The sequence below is a fragment of the Arthrobacter sp. NPDC080086 genome (assembly GCF_040702285.1).
In genome coordinates this window covers 23538-38421 of record NZ_JBFBKP010000005.1, presented here as the reverse complement: position 1 = coordinate 38421, position 14884 = coordinate 23538, and the positions used below count along the sequence as shown (strand labels likewise).

At 62.2% G+C, this 14884-nt stretch carries 12 protein-coding genes; 1 reads left to right on the top strand and 11 read right to left on the bottom strand.

The features are described from left to right. The first annotated feature begins 11 nt into the window (after nt 1-11). Nucleotides 12-629: a phosphoribosyltransferase family protein gene (locus tag AB0305_RS03575; protein WP_366171428.1), complete on the top strand. Its 618-nt coding sequence runs from the start codon at nt 12-14 to the stop codon at nt 627-629. Nucleotides 630-660: 31 nt separating this feature from the next. Here AB0305_RS03575 and mgtA read toward each other — a convergent pair whose 3' ends face one another. The 11 genes from mgtA to AB0305_RS03520 all read right to left on the bottom strand — a co-directional run bounded on the left by mgtA (nt 661) and on the right by AB0305_RS03520 (nt 14710). Next, nucleotides 661-3222, bottom strand: a complete 2562-nt coding sequence (gene mgtA, locus AB0305_RS03570) for a magnesium-translocating P-type ATPase (RefSeq protein WP_366171426.1) — start codon at nt 3220-3222, stop codon at nt 661-663. 68 nt (nt 3223-3290) lie between these two features. Beyond that, nucleotides 3291-4475: an acetate/propionate family kinase gene (locus tag AB0305_RS03565; RefSeq protein ID WP_366171424.1), complete on the bottom strand. Its 1185-nt coding sequence runs from the start codon at nt 4473-4475 to the stop codon at nt 3291-3293. Further along, complete coding sequence (locus tag AB0305_RS03560; protein ID WP_366171422.1) at nt 4472-5896, bottom strand: bifunctional enoyl-CoA hydratase/phosphate acetyltransferase; 1425 nt, start codon at nt 5894-5896, stop codon at nt 4472-4474. The genes AB0305_RS03565 and AB0305_RS03560 overlap by 4 nt, the downstream gene beginning before the upstream one ends. Then, nucleotides 5862-6380, bottom strand: coding sequence for a hypothetical protein (locus AB0305_RS03555; RefSeq protein WP_366171420.1), 519 nt, complete (start codon nt 6378-6380; stop codon nt 5862-5864). Before AB0305_RS03555 ends, AB0305_RS03560 begins: the two co-directional genes overlap by 35 nt. Before the next feature lie 16 nt (nt 6381-6396). Continuing rightward, nucleotides 6397-8145, bottom strand: coding sequence for an alpha/beta fold hydrolase (locus AB0305_RS03550; RefSeq protein WP_366171418.1), 1749 nt, complete (start codon nt 8143-8145; stop codon nt 6397-6399). Nucleotides 8146-8231: 86 nt separating this feature from the next. Continuing rightward, nucleotides 8232-9707 (bottom strand): efflux transporter outer membrane subunit, encoded by a 1476-nt coding sequence (locus tag AB0305_RS03545; protein WP_366171416.1) that lies wholly within the window; start codon nt 9705-9707, stop codon nt 8232-8234. Beyond that, entirely contained in the window at nt 9704-10789 is a 1086-nt protein-coding gene (locus AB0305_RS03540; RefSeq protein WP_366171414.1) for a biotin/lipoyl-binding protein, read from the bottom strand. The genes AB0305_RS03545 and AB0305_RS03540 overlap by 4 nt, the downstream gene beginning before the upstream one ends. Next, entirely contained in the window at nt 10786-11484 is a 699-nt protein-coding gene (locus AB0305_RS03535) for an ABC transporter ATP-binding protein (protein WP_366171412.1), read from the bottom strand. The genes AB0305_RS03540 and AB0305_RS03535 overlap by 4 nt, the downstream gene beginning before the upstream one ends. 2 nt (nt 11485-11486) lie before the next feature. Next, nucleotides 11487-12623 (bottom strand): ABC transporter permease, encoded by a 1137-nt coding sequence (locus AB0305_RS03530; RefSeq protein ID WP_366171410.1) that lies wholly within the window; start codon nt 12621-12623, stop codon nt 11487-11489. A gap of 144 nt (nt 12624-12767) precedes the next feature. Then, complete coding sequence (locus AB0305_RS03525; protein WP_366171408.1) at nt 12768-13415, bottom strand: response regulator transcription factor; 648 nt, start codon at nt 13413-13415, stop codon at nt 12768-12770. Next, a complete protein-coding gene (locus tag AB0305_RS03520; RefSeq protein WP_366171406.1) occupies nt 13412-14710 on the bottom strand; it encodes a PAS domain-containing sensor histidine kinase in 1299 nt (432 codons plus the stop codon). The genes AB0305_RS03525 and AB0305_RS03520 overlap by 4 nt, the downstream gene beginning before the upstream one ends. Between the last annotated feature and the right edge of the window lie 174 nt (nt 14711-14884).

The window sequence follows — 14884 nt, the reverse complement described above, 5'->3', positions numbered from 1 at the left end:
ATGCAGCGCGCATGCTGGCACTCGCGCTGGACAAGTACAGGGGCACGCATCCCCTGGTGTTGGCCATCCCACGGGGCGCAGTTCCCATGGGCGCGCTCATTGCAACCGCACTCGACGGTCAGCTGGATGTGGTACTGGTTCGCAAGATTGGCGCACCCTTCAACCCCGAACTGGCCGTGGGCTCCGTGGAGGAAGGCGGCTGGAGCTACATCGCGCCCTATGCGGGACGTATTGGTGCAGATGCGACGTACCTTGAGCAGGAAAGCGCCGAACAGATGTACATCATTCGCCGGCGCCGTGCGCTCTATACCCCGCACCGTGGCCCATATGACGTGCAGGGGCGTGTTGTGATCGTCGTCGACGATGGCCTGGCAACTGGAGCGTCCATGAAGGCGGCGCTCCATGCCATCCGCCAGCGTCATCCGCAACGCCTTATCTGCGCGGTACCAGTGGCCGCGCCAGATAGCCTGGAGGACATTCGACCGCTGGCCAATGAGATCATCTGCCTCTACGCGCCGCAGGGTTTCCGCGCGGTCGGCATGTACTACGCCGACTTTCCGCAAGTCGAGGATGCCGAGGTGCGTGCAGCGCTGGGCGCATCCGCGCAAACCGAACGCTTGGCGGGCTGATCGGACTCTTACGAGCGCGACACGCCCACGTTCAATCCAAGCCGTACCTGCGCACGTACCAGGCTTTCATCACGTAAGCGGACAACCCATAGGCCAATACGATTGCCGCTAGGCAGGGCCAGTACGCCACTGGCAGCGGCACAAAGCCGAACAATGCACCGGCCGGGGTCAATGGCATGGCCACGCCCACACAGGCAATCGCAACGCTGGTCAACACCAGTGCCGTGCTTGCGCGGCTTTGCACAAACGGCACCTTGCTCGTACGGATGATGTGGATGATGAGGGTCTGCGTAAGTAGCGATTCAACAAACCACCCCGACTGGAAGAGCGACGGATCGGCCCACGCGTGAAAGACGCCAAGCAGCAGCGCGTAGGTCGCAAAGTCAAACAACGAGCTGACGGGCCCCATGTACAGCATGAATTTCAGGATGCTGCCGATCTCCCATCGTCGTGGCTTGACGAGGTACTCCTCATCCACGTTGTCTGTCGGGATGGCGGTTTGCGAGAAGTCGTACAGCAGGTTATTGAGCAGCACCTGCACCGGTGCCATCGGCAGAAAAGGAAGAAACAGGCTGGCGCCTAGCACGCTGAACATGTTTCCGAAGTTTGAACTGGCGCCCATCTTGATGTACTTGACGATGTTGCCGAACACCTTGCGCCCTTCCGTCACGCCCTCGCCCAGCACGACCAGGCTCTTCTCCAGCAGGATGATGTCGGCGGACTCCTTGGCAATGTCGACTGCGCTATCCACCGAGATGCCCACATCCGCCGCCTTGAGCGCAGGTCCATCGTTGATGCCATCACCCATAAAGCCGACGACATGGCCCCTGCGGTGAAGCGCCTCGACAATGGCCGCCTTCTGCGCAGGCGACACCTTGGCGAAGACCGACGCACGTTCGGCAATATCGGCCATCTGGTCAGGCGACATCGCGGCCAGTTCGGTGCCAAGCACCACCGGCTCGACAGCCAGCCCGACCTCGCGGCAGATCTTGCGCGCGACAATCGCGTTGTCACCCGTCAGGATCTTCATCGCCACGCCACCGGCTTCCAATGCGGCAATGGCAGCCGCTGCGGTCTCACGCGGCGGGTCGAGAAAAGCGATATAGCCCAGCAATGTCAACCCAGACTCATCCGCCACGGCATATTCCTTCTGCTGGGGCGGCATCTCCTTGTATGCGACCGCCACGGCACGAAAGCCATCGGCGTTCAGGTTCTCGGCCAGTTGCCGCGTCTGTTCGAGGTGGCTTGCCTCAAGCGTGCCGGCCTCGTCACCGCTGACGTAGTACGTACTGACAGCCAGCACCTCCTCCACCGCACCCTTGCAGATCAGCACGTGTGTGCCGTCATCCCGTGCCAACACCACCGACATGCGCCGGCGCTCGAAGTCGAACGGCAGCTCGTCGATCTTCTGAAAGCGTGCGTGCGCGTCCAGACGTTGCTCCAGTTCCACATGTTTGAGCACAGCCACATCCAGCAGGTTTTTCAGGCCCGACTGATAGCAGCTGTTCAGAAACGCGTACTCCAGCACCTGATCGGATTCTTCGCCCCGAAGATCCAGATGATGCTTGAGGATGATCCGGTCTTGCGTGAGCGTGCCGGTTTTGTCGGTGCACAGCACATCCATCGCGCCGAAGTTCTGGATGGCGTTCAGCCGCTTCACAATGACTTTCTTGCGCGACATCGCGATGGCGCCCTTGGCCAGATTGACCGTGACGATCATCGGCAGCATCTCGGGCGTCAGGCCAACGGCCACGGCCACCGCAAACAGAAGCGCCTCGAACCAGTTGCCCTTGGTCAGGCCGTTGATGAGGAAAACGGTGGGCGCCATCACCAGGATCAGCGTCAGCATCAGCCAGGTGAACCGCGTAATGCCGCGGTCAAAGCTGGTCTGCACGCGTTGCGCGGCGATCAGGTTGGCCACATGGCCGAAGGCGGTACGCTGGCCTGTGGTCAGCACCACGCCCGTGGCATAGCCGCTCACCACGGCGCTGCCCATGAAGCAAAGGTTGGGTTGGTCGAATTCTGCGTTCGTTTTCTGATCGGAAGGCTGGGCGTGTTTTTCTTGCGGCATGGCTTCGCCGGTCAGGGCAGACTGATTGACGAACACGTCTTTGGCACCGAGCAGCCGCAAGTCCGCCGGCACCATGTCGCCAGCGGAAAGCTGCACGATGTCGCCCGGCACCAACTGTTCGATGGGGACTTCCTGGCTTGCTTCAGCGCCGTCGACATCCATGCGCCTTACGGTTGCTGTTGTATGCACCATGCGCCGCAGCGCTTCCGCAGCCCGGTTCGAGCGGTGCTCCTGCAGAAATCCCAGGACAACGCTCAACACCACCATGACGGCAATCAACACGGCGGCCCGCACATCGCCCAACGCTGCCGAGACACCTGCCAACGAGATAAGCAGCAGATTCAGCGGATTGATCGAACGGCGCAGCAACTCCAGCAGCACAGTCTCATGATGGCCATTGGCTACGCGGTTGAGTCCGTATTTGTCCAAGCGCTGTGCCGCGGCTTCCTGCGTCAGACCGTGTGTCTGGGTCTGCAACCGGTCCAGCACATCTTCGGCCGGAAGGCTGGCCCATATCGACATGTCATCGGCTGCTACATGAGAGGGCAATACATTGGGCAGCGTTGGCCAGTGTGGTCTGCCGCGCATCGCTAGTCTCCTTGCGTGCAGGCAAGTGCATGGCGCGCCGCCACCCATTCTTCATTCGTAGGCTCGACCACGACCCGCACAGGGCTCTGCGGTGCAGAGACCACAGGCGCGTTGCCTGCATTGGCCACGGAGTCGGCGATGACACCCAGATAGGCCAAGGCGGCCATCACGCGCTCGCGGATGACGGCGTTGTGCTCACCGATGCCTGCGGTGAAGGCCAGCATGTCCAACCCGCCTAGAACGGCAACAAGCGCACCGATCTCACGCACGATGCGACGGACATACAGCGCTAGAGCCAGCTGGCACCTTGCGTCCTGGGCCTCCAGCGGCAACAGTGCTCGTGGGTCGGCCGATACGCCGGACACGCCCAGCAACCCTGACGCGTGATACAGCAGGTGGCCCACTTGTTCGAGCGAGAGCTTCTCCACTTCCATCAGGTGCAGGACGACACCGGGGTCGATGGCACCGCATCGCGTTCCCATCATCAGCCCATCCAGCGCAGAGAACCCCATCGTGGTGGCCACGCTGGCGAGATCCTGCATGGCACAGAGGCTCGCCCCGCTGCCCAGATGCGCAACGATCGTACGGCCTTTTGCTACGCCGCCGTGCCGGATCGGCAGCGCATATGTCATGTACTCGTACGACAGGCCGTGAAAGCCATAGCGCCGCAGACCCCGATCGAACAGCGCATGTGGCAGCGGCAATATCTGCTCCACACGCGGGATCGTGTGATGGAACGCCGTATCGAAGCACGCTACCTGCGGCACGTCGGGGTGCTCTTCCAGAAATGTGCCGATCGCCTCCAGCGCGAACGGCTGATGCAATGGCGCAAGCGGTATATAGCTTTGTAGCTCGGCCAGCACCGCCAGCGTTACGCGTACAGGCGCAACATATTTGCTACCTCCATGGACCACGCGATGCGCAACGGCCGCCAGGTGTCTTTCGTCGAGCCACTCCCTGGCGCGTGTACGAATCTCCAGCAACGCTGCGTGGTATGGCTGCGCGGCAGCCAACGTCACAGCGGCTGGCGTGCCACCCTGCTCCGTCACGGTTGCATGTCCACTGCCGATTGCTTGGATCTCGCCCCGCCATATCGCGGCATGGTGCGTGCTCAACGTGCCCACATCAAACAGGGCGAACTTGATGCTCGATGAGCCGCAGTTGAGCACGAGAATACAAGCACTCATGGCGGTACCATCCGATAGCGATGTGCCAGCAGAACAGCCACTGCACACGATGCAAGCCGCGAGACACGCAGATCAGCGCGACTTGTGAGCACAATCGGCACGCGTGCGCCCAGCACGATCCCCGCACTGATGGCGCCGCCCAGATACTCAAGCTGCTTGGCCAGCATGTTGCCGCTCTCAAGGTCCGGCACCACGAGGATATCGGCCTGCCCAGCTACGGGCGAGACGATGCCCTTGATCAGCGCAGCTGCGGCAGATACTGCATTGTCGAAAGCCAGTGGCCCATCCAGAACGGCCCCCGTGATCTGCCCGCGATCCGCCATTTTGCACAGTGCTGCGGCGTCCAGCGTAGCAACCATGCGCGGGTTGACGGTCTCCACCGCAGCTAGGATCGCAACGTGCGGACACGCCACGCCGATGGCATGTGCCAAATCGATCGCGTTGCGTACGATGTCTGCCTTTTCGTCCAACGTCGGGGCGATGTTGACGGCGGCATCGGTCAGGATGAACGGACGTGGATACGCCGGCGTCTGCATGAGAAAGCAATGACTGACCCGGCGCTTGGTCCTCAGCCCCGCATCTGTGCGCAGGACAGCCGACATCAACTCATCTGTATGCAGGCTGCCCTTCATCAACGCTTCGACTTCGCCTTGCGCGGCCAGCTCTACGGCACGCGTGGCTGCGGCGTGGCTGTGCGGCACATCGATGATCTCCACGTCTGCCAACGTCAGGCCAGCCTCTGCCGCAACGGCTTCCAGCCGCACGCGCGGAGCGATCAGACGCGGCACGATCAGGCCATCCGCGTGCGCGTCCAGTGCCGCCGACAGGCTCAGCGCATCACACGGATGCACGACCGCCGTGCGGACAGCCCCCAAGCTTCGCGCGTTGGCGAGCAACCGTTGAAGACCACCCTCGCTGTCGCGCAGATCCGGTAGCGCATTGCGTGGCACTTCGACTGGCTTGGTGGGCGCAATCACATCCGCCTCGCCGCTGATGGCAATGATCCCATCGGCATTGATGCATTGGCACGCCAGCGTCAACCGATGTTGCTCTGCATTCCGGCCCACCACGGTCACGGACACCTTCAACGTATCGCCCACACGCACGGGCGCCAGAAACTGCAGCGTCTGTCCGACATGGATGGCACCCGGCCCCGGCAACCGCTGACCAAGCAACGCTGCGATCAGCGCACCACCCAGCATGCCCGGCACGGCGGCGTGCGCCTCGGCAGTGCTTTGGCCCCGAGCCCCCAGCGCTGGGCCTTCCGTTTGCCCCATCAGCATGACGAACAGCTGAACGTCTTCCGCCGTGAGCGTGCGTTCCATGCTCGCCGTGTCACCCACGGCAATGTCGTTGAATGTGCGATTCCGGATGACACCGAGGTCATCAACCACCGCTAGCGGCACGTTCTCGATGCTCATGGTCTGTCCTCGCGCGGAGGGATGTGAATGATGTATCGCCAGGCAGCGCAGAAGATGCGGTTTGCGGTACCGTGCCGCGCGCTGCAAGCGTGGTCTTCCAGAAGCCATGGAGTGGCATCGTGTCAGCGGCAAGATGAAGTGCTTGAACGACGGCCTGCTGCCATTGCCGTACCGCCTGCTGGGTTTCGATTACCAGCGTCGTGTGGTTCGTCAGCGCCGTGCGAACGAACCCCTCCAGTACTGTCACACCGTGCTGCTGAATGCGCCACCAGGCGTTCGGCCACATGGCGGCAACCGCCGGCCAGTTCTGCGCATCACACAACTCCGAGCGCGCAGCCAGGATCTCGTCGATGTCGTCTGCCAGCAGTTCGACGCCCAAGCTCAACCAATGCTGCCGCGCGGACACCATCACTTTGCATAACTGCTGCGTCAATACCAGTTGAGACTTGTATAGCGCCAGCAGCAGATCGGGCTGCTCGTCCATATGCTCTCCTTCGGCGTCATTTCTCCAAGACGTAGGTGCCGGGTGCGTCTGCCAGCGGCGGATACGCATGCGAACCGAGCGCAGGTGACTCTGCAGCTTGATCTGACGCGCCATGCGCCACCAGCCATGCATGCCATGCGGGCCACCATGATCCGGCGTGGTCCGTGGCGGTACTTAACCAGAGGTCCGGCGCCAAGCTGCTGCCGCCGGCGCGGCGCGTTTCCATGCGGAAGTGGCCATGCGGATGCCCCGGTGGGCTGACAATGCCGGCGTTGTGTCCGCCACTGGTGAGCACGAATGTCAGCTCCGCCGGACACAGATGATGGAGCTTGTAGACCGAGCGCCAAGGTGCGACGTGGTCGGTTTCCGTCCCCGCAAGAAACACGGGCTGTGATATATCCCCCAGCGAGACAGGTCTGCCCCTCACCGGATACCGTCCCTCGCTCAGATCATTGTTCAGGAACAGGCGGCGCAGATACTCGCCTTGCATGCGTGCGGGCATGCGCGTGGTATCGGCATTCCAGGCCATCAGGTCGTTCAGCGGTGCGCGTTCGCCCATCAGATATTCACCGACCATGCGCGACCACAGCAGGTCATACGAACGCAGCATCTGGAAGGCGCCGGCCATCTGCCGCGCGGTCAGGTAGCCCGCCTCGGCCATCTGGGCATCCAGCAGGCTGATCTGCGCCTCATCAATAAAGAGGCCGAGCTCTCCTGGGTCGGCAAAATCCGTGTGCGCGGCAAACAGTGTCATCGACGCCAGACGCTCGTCGCCGTCGCGCGCCATCGCGGCCGCAGCCATGGAGAGCAACGTGCCACCCAGGCAGTACCCGGTTGCATGAACGCGCCGCCCGGGAACAATGTCGTTCACGGCATCCAAGGCGGCCATGACGCCGAGTTCCAGATAGTCGTTCATCGCAAGGTCGCGCTCCCCCTCGCCAGGGTTCTTCCAGGAGATGCAGAACACGGTGTGCCCTTGCTCCACCAGATACCGGATCAGCGAATCCTCCGGTGAGAGATCGAGGATGTAGTACTTCATGATCCACGCGGGCACGATCAGAATTGGCTCCGCATACACCTTGGGCGTCGCAGGCGCGTACTGGATCAGCTCGATCAGCCGGTTGCGCAGCACAACCTTGCCGGCCGTGACGGCAACATCGCGACCCGGCACGAAGTTTTCTGCGCCGGGCGGTGGCGCGTTGCTCAGATAGCGCTCGAAATCGCCTAGCGCGTTGAGGGCGCCACACACCAGATTGGCGCCATGCTGTTCGAAGGTCCGCTGCAGTACCACCGGGTTGGTCATGAGCTGGTTGCCGGGAGACGCCATATCCAACCATTGCCGTGCGGCAAATGCGACCATGTCTTCGTGATGGCTGGAGACGCCCCATACGCCATGGGTGGCAGCATCCCACCAGCGCTCCGTCAGCAGGAAGGACTGATGCAGCACGTTGAACGGCCATAGACGCCATGCGTCAGCGTGGAACCTTCGATCCTGCGTCGGAGGTTGCACGCAGCACTCCACCTGTAGCGGCCCACTAGCGGCGCAATTCTCCCCGTAGTGGAACAGCGCTTCGGCCTGTGTGAGTGCCAGGCGTAGCAACTCCAACCGTTTGCCTGGCGAGATCGCAATATGCAGCGCCCAATCCAGCCAGGCCATCAGCATCGAGGCATGCGAAAGCGACATCGACGCACGTGCCATGGCGGCGTGTAGCGGAATGTCGATCTTGTCGGCAGCAGACGGAGATGGCGCGGGCGTGGTGCGCATGAACAGTAGCTGGCGAAGCGCGTGGATATGCAAACCATTAGAGCGCATTACATGCCCTGGGGCTTGATGCAACTCAACGGCTGTCGTTATCCCGGCGATCCCTGTGCGTCTGCTGCCACAGGCGCCTGGAGGCGGGTGCCATGCCACCCGCCTCCCAAGGCAAGAAATAGTGCAACCGTGTCCTGCAACCGCTGCGCACGCAACTGCAGCGTGCCAAGCACAGCCTGTTGGTACTGCAGATCGGCACTCAACACTTGGAGATAGCTGGCGACTCCCGCGCGATAGCCAGCATTGATTTCATCCAGTGCAGCGCTCGCTGCCGTCTGCGCTCGCAGCTGCGCGTCAAGCTGGGCAGCATCGTGTTCCAACGCACGCAACACATCCGCCACCTGCTCGAACGACGTGAGCACCACTTGCCGATAGTCGGCGTCTGCCGCCTGCAATGCCTGCTTGGATGCGGCCCGGCGGAAGTACAGGGTACCGCCTTCAAACAGCGGAGCGACAAGGTTCGCGCCTGCGCTCCAGGCGCCGGCCTGTACGCCAAAGAGATCGGCACTGCGGCCGCTCATGCGGGCATAGTCTGCGCTCAGCGTCAGTGCTGGGAGCATCGCCGCCGTCGCCACACCCACCTCGGCACTGGCCTGATGCAGGCGCGCTTGTGCGGCAAGAACGTCGGGGCGCTGACGCACCAGTTCAGATGGCACCAGCATGGGTAAGTCTGCCGGCAGTTGCAAACCGGTGAGTGCAACATCCGGGGGGGCTGCCTCGGAGGGGAACCGGCCCGTCAACACTGCCTGCAGATGAGCAGCTTGGTCCCGCTTCTGCTCCAGTGGCGGCAAGGACGCTTCCAGCGACGCCAACTGCGCCGCAAGGCTCAACTCGCTGGCATGTGCCATAACGCCTGCTTTTACCTGCGCGTGCGCAATCTCCACCTGTTCACGCACCACGGCAATCAAGCTACGCGTGATGTCGATCTGCGCCCCATAGGCAGCATGGGCGATGATGGCGTTCACCAGATTGCCTGTCAGTGAGAGGTAAGCGGCGGCTACCGCGTACCGCTGTCCTTCGGTTTGAGCCGCCAGTGCTTCCACAGCCCGCCGATTGCCACCAAAGATGTCGACTGCGTAGCTGACGGATGCCCCCAACGTCCACAGCGTGAACAGGCTTGGTGTGCCGGTCTGCCCGAGTCGGGCGGGCACCACCGCCTGGCGTGATACATCGGCTGAGCCGGCCACCTGCGGATAGAACACCCCCGCTCCGGCACGCAGCAGATCCTGTGCAGAGCGCAGATTGGCTTGCGCTTGCTGCAGGGTGGGATTGAACTCGACGGCCATTTCCACGGCTTGATCCAGCGCCGGACTGCCAAGCGCGCGCCACCAGTCTGCCGGCACCGTCGCGGCCGTAAAGCGCTGCGCGACGCCGTCTGCGAAGGTGGCTTGCACAGGGTTGCCGTCACGCAGATAACGGTCAACGTCGGGCGCTGGCGGCGTATGGAAATCTGGCCCGACCGCGCAGCCAGCAATCATCAGCGCCACGGCCATCGCCCACACCGCGGCTTTCACGATGCCCCCTGCAGATACACGTCGACCAGTTGGCCAGGATAGACCGCAAGCTTGTCCGGCTGCTTGAAACGAAAGAGCAACGGCAGCACGCGCACATCCACGCGTTCGGAGCGCTGGTCAGACAGCTCCACCTTGGGCGACACATACGGCTGTATACGTACGAATTCGAGCGGCACGCTGATGTCGGTGCCGCGCAGAAACATGCGTGCCTGCACTGTGCCGGGTGGCAAGCGGTGCACCAGGATCTCATCTACATACACGCGTACGGCCAGCTTGCTCTGACTGGCGCTCATGGTGACCAGAGGCACATTGGCCCGCGTATAGGCATCATAGGTGCCTTGCGGCGACACATAGGCACCCGCCGCTGTATTGATGGACATGACAACGCCATCCACAGGCGCACGCACGACGGATTTTTCTAGCAGCGCCGCAGCCGCAGCCGCGCCTTTCTGTAAGGCGTCTCGTTGCTTCTGCAGCGTGCGGATGTCGTAGCTCCAGGCGCCGGCACGAGTCAGGTCGTACTGGCGCTGTGCGACAGCCAGATTGCCGTGGGCCACCCGCACAGCGTTGGCCGCATTGTCCATGGCATCGCGGCTGACTGCCTTGGGGTTGAGCCGAGCAGCCGCTTCAAGCTTGTCCAGCTGATCCCTCACTGTGTGCAGGCTGGCGTCCGCGGCTGTTACCTGGGCACGGGTGACTTCCAATGTTTCCTTGCGCGGCTGGGCGAGTAGCGCGTTTAACTGGGCATCCACGGCATCCGCCTGCGACTGCTGCTGCGCTGTCAGGGCACGCTGCACGGAGTCTTCAATCTGGATCAATACATCGCCGCGCTTAACTGCCTGGCCTTCTTGCACTGCGATACGTGCCACCGTACCCGACACCTCCGAGTACAGGTTCAGGTTGGCGCCGCTGGGCTGGTCGCTTTCGATGATGCCGTTGGCATAGATGCCTGTTGCGTAAGGATTGGCCGCAGGCTGGAAGACTGGCGGCAGCGGCGGGCTCTGCCGTGCGTAGTAGACGGCCGCCCCAATCCCTAGCAGCGCGCCGATCACAGCGAGCACAAACAACCATCGGATCTTCATCGCATCTCTCCATGTTCGATGCGGCTCAGCTTGCCGTCTTCCATATCGAGAATGCGGCTGGCCATGTCGAGAATGCGCGCGTCATGCGTCACGATCACGATGCAGCGGTGCTCGTTCAGGATCTCTGTCTTCACGAACTGCATGATGGAACGGCCAGTGTCGCCGTCTAGTGACGCCGTGGGTTCATCCAAGATCAGGATGTCGGGCTGCGTGACGATGGCGCGCGCAATGGCTACACGCTGCTGTTCACCGCCGCTGAGCTTGACGGGAGGCAACTGCGCACGGTTTTTCAGGCCGACCACATCGAGGTAATGCATGGCCTGGTCAAGCGCAGCGTCCCAGGCGACATGCCGTAAGATCAGCGGGATCGCGACGTTCTCGACCGTGGTGAGGCGCGGGAACAGATGGTAGTCCTGAAACACGAAACCGATCTTGCCTAAGCGAAAATCAGCCAGCGCGTCGGCACCCAGGCTCCAGATATCGACGCCGTCCACCACGGCCCGGCCGCCGTCGGGGCGCAGGATGCCCGAGATCACACTCAGCAGCGTGGTCTTGCCGCTGCCCGATGGCCCGACAATGAAGAGCATCTCGTTGAAGTAGGCCTCAAAACTGACCTGCATGAGTGCGCGGGTGCGCGCGTCTCCCTCACCAAACCATTTATCGAGTGCCTGCGCGGCAATGGCGACGTTGGTCACAATCAGCCCCGGAAGATATCGAAGGGCTCGATACGCAGTACCTTGCGCACACCGATATAGCCCGAGATGCCGGCAATCACGATCACCATGGCCAGCGCCAACATCAGATTGGAGAACGTGATCATGGCCGCGTAGTCCGGAATGCGCAGCCGCACCACGGCGATTGATACCGCGCATAGGCCGATCCCCAGCCCATAACCCACCAGTGCTACGAACGTGGCCTGAAAGATGATCATCGTTACCAACTCCCGCCCCTTGGCCCCAATGGCCTTGAGCGCGCCAAACCGCTCAAGGTTTTCCAGGATGAAGGTGTAGAAGGTCTGCCCCGATATCGACAGCCCCACCACAAAGCTGATCACGGTCATCAGCAGGATGTTGGTACCAAGCCCGGTCTGGTAGGTATAGAAATGCGAGATGCGTGCGATGAACTGCTCTTTGGTCAGCGCGCGATAGCCGAGCCGGTCCACCGCACGTTCGATCGCAGCAATCTCGGCCTCGCTTTTGGGTTCGATCAAAATGTACGACATTGCGTAGCGCGTACTCGGCAGGTATTGCACGGCGCGGCGGTACGTTGTGTACAGGGTGGGGACACCAAACAACCCGCTGGTGGCGACTTCGCCAATGCCGACGATCACCCCCCGGTGGTCATTGACCTCGAACTCGGTGCCGATGTGCGGGTTCTCCAGTTTTCCAAACTCAGCGTCTTGGATGACGATGAAGGCGTTCTCGCCGTACAGATCCTGAATACGGCCGCTGAGCATGCGTGGGCGGCCGAACAGGCTGGTGTCGTCGATGCCGACGACAGTGACGGGCTGATAGGTGCCGCTGGTCAGGCGCACAAGCGCACCGCCGGAATACAGCGGCACGGCAAACTTCACACCGTCGATACTGCGTACCGCATCGAGCACGTAGTCCGGCATGCCAATGGTGTTGGCCACAGTGTTGACTGCCGGGTCCATGACCCACATGCGCGCACCGATGTTGTAAACGGCGGACGAAGACCGATTGAGTACGCCGGCAAACAGCGACGTCATCTCGATCATCAGGAACACTGCAAACGTGATACCGACCAGCAAGCCGCTCAACTTTGCCTTGTCATTGACCAAGAGCTTGTAGGCGAGTTTGAGAATGGCTTGCACATGCCCCCCATAGCGTCATGCACAGCAGACAGAACTGCCCCGGGGTGATGGCGGCCGGCCGATGCATGTGCATCAACGATAGCGATTCTGGGGTGGAGGCCTTTGATGTGCCGCAAGGCTGCGCCGGGTGCTGCGGCGCGCAGGCTACAGCGTATCGTCGTCGGAGAACAAGTGATGACGTATCGCGTAGCGCACCAGGGCGGCTTCGCTGGCAAGCTGCAGCTTGTCCATCAGCCGCATCTTGTAGGTGCTGATGGTCTTTGCGCTCACGCACAGGCTCGTGGCAATATCGGTCAGCGGCTCGCCATGCACCAACCGGCGATAGACCTCCATCTCGCGGTCTGACAATCGGGTGTGCGCAGCTTCCTCGCTGGGCTCGCCCAGGCTATGCGCAAGCTTCTCCGCCATGGGCGGGCTGACATACGTGCCGCCAAGGGCCACCTTCTGCAGCGCGGTGACGAGTTCGGTTGCCGCGCTCTCCTTGGTCAGGTAGCCGGCTGCGCCCGCCCGAAAGGCGCGCGCCACGTATTGTTCCTCAGCGTGCATGGTCAGTACCAGCACGCGCACCCTGGGGTGATCGTCGTGCAGTTGGCGCAGCAGCTCCAGCCCGCTGCGCCCGGGCATTGAGAGATCAAGCACGATCACCTGCGGTTGATGGTCACGCACCAGTTGCAGAACCTGCGTGCCATCCGAGGCTTCGCATGCGACTTCGAAATCCCCCGCGCGCTCCAGGATATGACGCACACCGTCGCGCATCACAGCGTGATCGTCGGCGATCATCACGCTGATCATGTCCGGACCTCCTCGGTGGCTTCGTGAGCGGCGGGAAAGCGTACGGTCAATCGAAAACCACCCTCGGGTACGTGCGTGATCGTCGCCTGCCCGCCCAGCAGCCGGGCCCGCTCGCGAATGCCAAGCAACCCCAGCGGCTTGCGTTCTCCCACTGCTGGGGGCGCCCCACTCCAGCCGTGACCGTTGTCTTGAATGGACAACTCCAGGACGTCGTCCTGTTGCGCAAACACGATCTCCACACGCGTGGCATCTGCATGGCGAACGACATTATTGAGCGCCTCTTGCACGATCCGAAAGACCGAGATGGCGGCCCCCTCGTTCATTGCCGTTTCTTGCGCATGCACGTTCACGACCAGGCCAAAGCGCTGGCGAAAATTCTTGGCCATCCACTCGATGGACGGCACGAGCCCCAACTCGTCGAGTAATGGCGGCCGAAGGTCTGCGGAGATCTGCCGCACGGCTGCAATCGTTTCGTCAATCACGTGCTGCATCGCCTGGGTCTGGTCGATCAACGCCTTGTCACCCCGCGCGGCCTGCAGATCTGCCGCCAGCAGCGAGATGTCCATCTTGAGCGCGCTCAGCCGCTGGCCCAGGTCATCGTGCAGCTCGCGGGCAATGCGATGCCGTTCTTCTTCTCGCGTGGCCAGAATGCTGTCCGACAGATGCTGCAATTCTTCCTGAGAGCGCCGCAGCGCCGCTTCCGCGCGAACACGCTCTGTGGTGTCGCGCAGCATCACGGTGAAAAGCTTGCCGCCGTTCACTTCGATCTGCGAGATCGACGCTTCGATGGGGAATTCCCGCCCGTCCGTATGCAGCGCAAAGAGCGGGCGCTGCTTGCCCATCTGGCGCTCGGACACGCCCGTCACCCCAAAGCGCCGCACGTGTGCCTCGTGCGCGCCGCGAAAGCGCTCGGGAATGAAGTCTGACAGCGGGCGCCCGATGGCATGGCGGGCTGGGCATCCAAACAGCGTTTCGGCCATCGGGTTGAACAACACGATGCGTTGCGTTTCATCCACCGAAATGATGGCTTCCATGGACGAACGGATGATGCCGGCCAGCCGAGCTTCGCTCTTCTCAAGGTGGGTCAGATCCCGCGCCACCACGGCGCGCAGCTTCCGAAGTCGAAGCCAATAGAACACCAGCGCCAGGATCGCGGCGATGCTTGCCGAGGCCAGAAAAATAAACGCAGCATCTCTAGCCTGAAGTGCCAGCGCCAACCGTGTGACAGACGCCGCGAGCAGCAGGATGGCCAGCACCCCGACCACGAGTTCCGCTGAGGTGGATTGCAACTGCAATAGGCGCCTGTGCGTTGCCTTCGAGGATTGCGTGTCTTGGTCCGCCACCGAACACCACCAAAAGGTCGGGATGCAAACAACATAGCCCATTCTGGGGGCGGTAGATACTAGCCGTGTGAAGGAGACGCCCCCCGGAAAACCCTGCCGGGGCTGTCAGAAAACCCTGACAAAGAC

What these genes read in the sequence shown, in the direction of transcription:
- AB0305_RS03560 (WP_366171422.1), bottom strand. Translation starts at nt 5,896, where the DNA reads ATGAGCATCGAGAACGTGCCGCTAGCGGTGGTTGATGACCTCGGTGTC.
- AB0305_RS03540 (WP_366171414.1), bottom strand. Translation starts at nt 10,789, where the DNA reads ATGAAGATCCGATGGTTGTTTGTGCTCGCTGTGATCGGCGCGCTGCTA.
- AB0305_RS03525 (WP_366171408.1), bottom strand. Translation starts at nt 13,415, where the DNA reads ATGATCAGCGTGATGATCGCCGACGATCACGCTGTGATGCGCGACGGT.
- AB0305_RS03550 (WP_366171418.1), bottom strand. Translation starts at nt 8,145, where the DNA reads ATGCGCACCACGCCCGCGCCATCTCCGTCTGCTGCCGACAAGATCGAC.
- mgtA (WP_366171426.1), bottom strand. Translation starts at nt 3,222, where the DNA reads ATGTCGATATGGGCCAGCCTTCCGGCCGAAGATGTGCTGGACCGGTTG.
- AB0305_RS03575 (WP_366171428.1), top strand. Translation starts at nt 12, where the DNA reads ATGCTGGCACTCGCGCTGGACAAGTACAGGGGCACGCATCCCCTGGTG.
- AB0305_RS03565 (WP_366171424.1), bottom strand. Translation starts at nt 4,475, where the DNA reads ATGAGTGCTTGTATTCTCGTGCTCAACTGCGGCTCATCGAGCATCAAG.
- AB0305_RS03555 (WP_366171420.1), bottom strand. Translation starts at nt 6,380, where the DNA reads ATGGACGAGCAGCCCGATCTGCTGCTGGCGCTATACAAGTCTCAACTG.